Origin of the sequence: Streptomyces acidicola, from assembly GCF_009377235.1 — a bacterium.
GTDB lineage: Bacteria > Actinomycetota > Actinomycetes > Streptomycetales > Streptomycetaceae > Streptomyces > Streptomyces acidicola.
On sequence record NZ_VMNX01000390.1, the window covers coordinates 1 to 5,580 of the forward strand.

The 5,580-nt window shown below is 71.1% G+C and carries 6 protein-coding genes and 1 pseudogene; 2 read left to right on the forward strand and 5 right to left on the reverse strand.

Annotated features, from left to right (window positions below):
- Positions 1 to 6 precede the first annotated feature (6 nt).
- From FPZ41_RS44450 to FPZ41_RS44465, 4 genes are all read right to left on the reverse strand, one after another.
- Complete coding sequence (locus FPZ41_RS44450; RefSeq protein WP_407698903.1) at positions 7 to 1,053, reverse strand: DNA-3-methyladenine glycosylase family protein; 1,047 nt, start codon at positions 1,051 to 1,053, stop codon at positions 7 to 9.
- 136 nt (positions 1,054 to 1,189) lie between these two features.
- Positions 1,190 to 2,536, reverse strand: coding sequence for a coenzyme F420-0:L-glutamate ligase (locus tag FPZ41_RS44455; protein WP_152870366.1), 1,347 nt, complete (start codon positions 2,534 to 2,536; stop codon positions 1,190 to 1,192).
- Positions 2,533 to 3,516, reverse strand: coding sequence for a 2-phospho-L-lactate transferase (gene cofD, locus FPZ41_RS44460; protein WP_152870368.1), 984 nt, complete (start codon positions 3,514 to 3,516; stop codon positions 2,533 to 2,535). Before cofD ends, FPZ41_RS44455 begins: the two co-directional genes overlap by 4 nt.
- 116 nt (positions 3,517 to 3,632) lie before the next feature.
- Entirely contained in the window at positions 3,633 to 4,145 is a 513-nt protein-coding gene (locus tag FPZ41_RS44465; RefSeq protein WP_152870370.1) for a cysteine dioxygenase, read from the reverse strand.
- 57 nt (positions 4,146 to 4,202) lie between these two features.
- On the opposite strand from FPZ41_RS44465, the gene FPZ41_RS44470 reads away from it, so the two are divergent.
- Positions 4,203 to 4,391, forward strand: coding sequence for a hypothetical protein (locus FPZ41_RS44470; RefSeq protein WP_152870372.1), 189 nt, complete (start codon positions 4,203 to 4,205; stop codon positions 4,389 to 4,391).
- Positions 4,392 to 4,926: 535 nt separating this feature from the next.
- Entirely contained in the window at positions 4,927 to 5,190 is a 264-nt protein-coding gene (locus FPZ41_RS44475) for a WhiB family transcriptional regulator (RefSeq protein ID WP_003975777.1), read from the forward strand.
- A gap of 265 nt (positions 5,191 to 5,455) precedes the next feature.
- Here FPZ41_RS44475 and FPZ41_RS44480 read toward each other — a convergent pair.
- A pseudogene (locus FPZ41_RS44480) lies at positions 5,456 to 5,580 on the reverse strand (L-threonylcarbamoyladenylate synthase); the annotation flags it as partial.

Below are 5,580 nucleotides of genomic sequence, written 5' to 3' on the forward strand. Positions count from 1 at the left end.
ACAGCCCTACAACCGCCCGATGTCCCCCCGAGGCATCCGCGGCACACGACGAGGCGGCGTGCGCCCCGACAACAGGATCAGCCGAGCCGCCCGATGCCGCTGCCCGGCATACGGCTCCAGCAGCGACAACATCACCGCGTCATCCGCGTCCCGGTCGCCCGCCAGCGCGTACCCCACGATCCCCGGCAGATGCAGATCTCCCACGGTCACCGCGTCCGCCGCCCCATGACTCCGCTGCACGGTCTCCGCCGAGGTCCACGGCCCGACCCCCGGCACGACCTCCAGCCGCCGCCGCGCCTCCTCCGGCGCCATCCCGGCGCCCTCCTCCAGCCGAGCGGCAACCCGGACGGCCCGCAGAATCGCCGACGCCCGCTTGTTGTCGACCCCGGCCCGATGCCACTCCCACGACGGAACCAGCGCCCACGTCCGCGCCGCCGGCATCACATGCATCGGCCCCGGCACGGGCCCAGGCGCCGGCTCCCCGTACTTCCGTACGAGCAACCGCCACGCCCGGTACGCCTCATCCGTGGTGACCTTCTGCTCCAGGATCGACGGAATCAGCGACTCCATCACCAGCCCGGTCCGTGTCAGCCGCAGCCCCGGCCGCCGGTGCCGCGTCAGCGCGACCAGCCGATGCCGCGGCTCGAAGGCCTCCGGCTCGTCGAACGCCCCGAGCAGCGAGGGCAGTTGGTCCAACAGCCAGTCACGGCCCGGCCCCCACGCCTCGGCCTGGGCCGCCCCGCCCCGCAACGCGACCCGCAGCGTCCCGGGCCCGGCCGGTGTACGCGTGGCCCGCCACACGGACCCGTCCGGGGCCGCACGGAACGTCGGATCGGCGGGCCCGCGCCGCAGTGGCCCGAGCACCAGCCCCAGATCGAGGGGCCCACCGGGCACCCACGTCCGTGTCCGCCCCGCCTCGGGAGCGGGCCGCGCCGTACCGCTGCCCCTGGGTCCGGGCACGGCGACATGCCCACCGCGCACGGGCATGGGGGTCCCTCCCACGCCCTTAAGGCTGTGGGGGAGAGTGGGCCGCGGTGCGAAACGTCCTGCCACGGTGAGGTCCTGGGGGTCGCTGAACGAACTGAGGGAAGTAGAGGCTGCTGAAGAGAGGTGAAGTAGAGGCTGCGGAAGAGAGAAAGAGAGAACTGGAGCGGGAAGGAGCAGGTGCCCTCGCTTCAGTCCACCACGCTCACCGCACCTCGATGAAGGCCCCCGCATCCCGCTCGGGCCGCGGCCTCGGCGCCTCGGCCGCGTGGCCCACCGCCACGGCCCCCATCGGATCCCACTCCTCCGGCAGCCCCAGCACGTCCCGTACGACATCCCGGCAGAACAACGTCGACGACACCCACGCGGAGCCCAGCCGCTCCCCGGCCAGTGCCACCAGGAAGTTCTGCACCCCGGCCCCGGCGGCGACCACGAACATCTCCCGCTCGGCCCCGTCCCGCCGCGCGTCCCCGTACGTGTGCGAGCCGTCCATGACGAGACAGGGCACGACCAGGTAGGGCGCGTTCCGCAGGACGTCGCCACGGCGGATTCGCTTGGCGATGGACTCCTCGCTCTTGCCGTCCCGCCGCAGATCCGCGATCCACGCGTCCCGCATGGCGTCCAGCAGTCCGGTGCGCGACTCCTCGGACTCCAGCAGCACGAACCGCCACGGAGTGGTGTGGTGCGGCGCCGGCGCGGTGACGGCCGCGGCCACGGCACGCCGTACGGCACCGGGGTCGACGGGCTCGTCGGTGAACGCCCGTACGGTACGCCGCTGGGTCACCGCCTCCCGTACGGCCTCCGACGTCCCGAGCCGGAACATGTCGTCCCGCGACACGCGCACCATGGCCCGCGCTCCGTCGCCGTCGTCCCCGGCCGCCACCATGTGCGCCAGTCCGCGGACGACGGCGACGGGCAGCCCGGCGGCCTTGCCCTTCACCAGGTCCCCGGCGGCGGCCAGCTCGTCGGCGGTCGCGACGATTGTCGCGCTGAGCGGATTGCCGTGTGCGTCGGTCCCGCCCCGCAGATCGTCGAGCACATGTACGCCCGCGGCCCCGATGGCAACGTCCGTCAGCCCCATGCGCCACGGTCGCCCGAACGTGTCGGTGACGAGGACGCCGACGTCGACGCCGAGCGCGTCCCGCAGCCCGTCCCGTATGTCCCGCGCGGAGGCGTCCGGGTCCTCGGGCAGCAACAGCACGGTCCCGGACGGAGTGTTGGAGGCGTCGACCCCGGCGGCGGCCATGATCAGCCCCTGCCGGTTCTCGACGATCCTCAGCGGCCCGCGGCGCGCCACGACCCGTACGGTCTCGGCGTCGATCGCGGCCTCGCGGTCGGTGGCCTCGACGACCCGGCCCTCCGCCTTGGACACGATCTTCGAGGTGACGAGGAGCACATCCCCGTCGGCGAGCCCCGGCTCGGCGGCGGCGATCAGCTTGGCGAGATCGTCGCCCTGCTGCACCTCCGGCAGCCCGGGGACGGCCCACACGCGGTAGCCGGCAACAGCGCTCGACACATCGCTGCCCGTGCCCTTCGACGACTCGCTGCTCAAGCGCTCCGCACCTCCTCGGCCAACGTCAACGCCTCGCGGGCCATCTGTGCCGCCGCGTCCAGGTCCGTCATCATCAGCGGCACGGCCCGGCACCGGATTCCGGCGGCCTCGACGCGCTCCACTGAGCCCGCGTCCACCGTGTCGACCAGCCACCCGTCCAGCAGCCCCGACCCGTAGTGCTCGGCGACGGCTGCGGCCGTGGACTCGACGCCGACGGCGGCCAGCACCTTGTCGGCCATGCCCCGCACGGGCGCGTCCCCGACGATGGGGGAGAGACCGACGACCGGCACTCCGGCCTCGGCGATCCCCTCGCGGATGCCGGGCACGGCGAGGATCGTGCCGATGGACACGACGGGGTTGGACGGCGGGAAGAGCACCACGTCCGCCTCGGCGATGGCCTCCAGGACACCGGGCGCGGGCTTCGCCTGTTCCGCACCCACCGGCACGATCGCCTCGGCCGGCACGGAGGCGCGCAGCCGCACCCAGTACTCCTGGAAGTGGATGGCCTTCCGCTCCCCGGAGTCCGGGGTTGCCCCGCTGTCGGGCAGCGTGACCGCCACATGGGTCTCGACGCGGTCGTCGGACATCGGGATGAGCCGCACCCCGGGCTTCCACCGGTCGCACAGCGCCTCGGTGACGGCGCTCAGCGGATAGCCGGCGCTCAGCATCTGTGTGCGCACGATGTGCGTGGCGAAGTCCCGGTCGCCGAGCCCGAACCAGTCAGGCCCCACCCCGTAGGCCGTGAGCTCCTCCTTGAGGTGGAAGGTCTCGTCGGCCCGACCCCAGCCCTGTTCCTCGTTTATGCCGCCGCCGAGCGTGTACATCACCGTGTCGAGGTCCGGGCAGACCTTCAGCCCGAAGAGGTGGATGTCGTCCCCGGTGTTGCCGATGACGGTGACGTCCGCGTCCGGCGCGGCCTGCTTCAGACCACGCAGGAACCGGGCACCACCGATGCCGCCTGCCAGAACCACAATGCGCATTGAAACAGTGTGTCAGCCGTCAGGCTGACTCCTTGAGGGGTGGTGGCCGGGTGACGGGTGGGACAGTGTTGCAGGCGGCTACGACATCGAGTCAGGCAGTCATGTCGGACATCCCCTCAGGCGGTCGCGTCCGCAGTCGGGGACGCGGCCGCGCAGCGGGCCGACTGAGCTGAGCGCATCGGCATCTCCGTCAGCCCCGGGTAGTAGACGTGCAGGCTGACCGCCGGTTCGAGTGCGTCGTTCACCACCTCGTGCACGTATCCGGGCGCGAACACCCGCTGCGCGCCGGAGCCCAGGGCGCGCGTGCCGCGCTCGGTGCGCTCGGTCAGGGCGCCAGTGAGGACGGTGAGCACGCCGGAGGAGCGGCCGTGGCCGTGCAGCCCGCTTCCCTGCCCGGGCACCCAGGACAGCAGCCACACCTCGTAGCCGGGGCCGGTGCGCAGCCGGTGGTACCAGCGGGACGTCGCGTCGTACTGGACGAGGTGCTCCCACTGGGAGCGGTCGGCGGCGATGGAGCGGGCGAGGCCGGCGAACTCGGCCACGGTGACCGGGTGCTCGCGCGGGGGCTGCAGGAGGTGCGGTACTTCGAGGATGTCGCCGGCGATCTGGAGGTCGCTGTCGCTGTTCATGGGTGGGGTGGTTCCTCGGCGGAAGTGTGCGGAAGTGTGGGGGTGAGGGACGGCTCGGTGTCGAAGACCGTCGCCCGGGTCACGGGCGTCGTGGTGCGCCCGGGTACGGGCGGCGTGAACAGCAGCCGAGCCCTGTGGGGGCTCAGTGGCAGCCGGAGCTATGGGGGAGGGCTCAACAGCTGGAACAGCGACAGCTACAGCGAGCGCGGGCAGCACCGAGGAACCCGGCGGAGCGGGTCGAGGTGAGTGCCAAGTTCGCGAGCATGCCCCCTAGAACACCGGTTTCACACTTCGACTGTCAACTTGACGCCCGATATGTGGGACATGTTTCACCTCATCCGGTTCATCTGGCCGGTGAAGGGTTTGCGCGGGCCATCCCGGGACACATGGCGCCTCATCGGGCACACATGGCGTCCCATCGGGCACGCAGGGCGCTCCGTCGGGTAGGTCGGGCACCCCCGTCGGGCACGGCCTCCGTGTCGGATCCGGCATCCGTGTGGAATCCGTGAGCTTCGGCGTTCGAGTCGCAACGGGATCGAACTTCTGGACGTCTTTTCCCGTATGGGAGGGAGACGCGCCCCAGGTCCCCGCCGCCTGTCATGGTTTATGCCGATTTGAACACTTTCCGCATAGGCTTGGTTCCGCAGAGTGAATAAGGGGCTCAATAGCAGATCTCGGCTTGACTCGCCCGTAGCAGCACACTTGTAATTTCACTCGTGTCGTTAGCCGAAATCGGTAACGGCAGCACCACGGGGACGCGAAGGACGGACGAGGGGCGCACATGACCGAGCTCGTGCAGCAACTGCTGGTCGACGACGCGGACGAGGAACTCGGCTGGCAGGAGCGCGCGCTCTGCGCCCAGACCGATCCCGAGTCCTTCTTCCCCGAGAAGGGCGGCTCGACCCGCGAGGCCAAGAAGGTCTGCCTGGCCTGCGAGGTCCGCTCCGAGTGCCTTGAATACGCCCTCGCCAACGACGAGCGGTTCGGCATCTGGGGCGGTCTGTCGGAGCGTGAGCGCCGCCGCCTGAAGAAGGCCGCTGTCTGAAAACAGGCGCATGGTGCGCGGGGCAGAAGCGGAGAGGGAGCGGAGCCGAAGCGTACGGCGCACCCACCGGAACCAGCCACGCACACGCGTGAGCACCGCTGACCAAACAGCACACACCCCTACGTAACGATCGGCCCGTCGCCGGTGGGTTGTCCACAGGCGGCGGGCCGCTGCGCTGCCCAGCCGTTAGTGTGGTCGCTCGTCCGAGACGTCCGCTGTCCCCGCAGGACACAGGCGTCGACCGCAGTCCATCGAACCGGGGCAAGTCCGTGACGAGACCGTGCAGCGTGTTCGGGGAGCCGATGAGGACGGGGGTGGGCATGTTGCGGCCGCGCCCCTTGGCCTCCAGCAGATCGGCCACGGCCTCCGAGGAGAACGCGTCGGCGCCCA

Coding starts and splice junctions, on each gene's coding strand:
- FPZ41_RS44465 (WP_152870370.1), bottom strand. CDS start 4,145: ATGAACAGCGACAGCGACCTCCAGATCGCCGGCGACATCCTCGAAGTA.
- cofD (WP_152870368.1), bottom strand. CDS start 3,516: ATGCGCATTGTGGTTCTGGCAGGCGGCATCGGTGGTGCCCGGTTCCTG.
- FPZ41_RS44475 (WP_003975777.1), top strand. CDS start 4,927: ATGACCGAGCTCGTGCAGCAACTGCTGGTCGACGACGCGGACGAGGAA.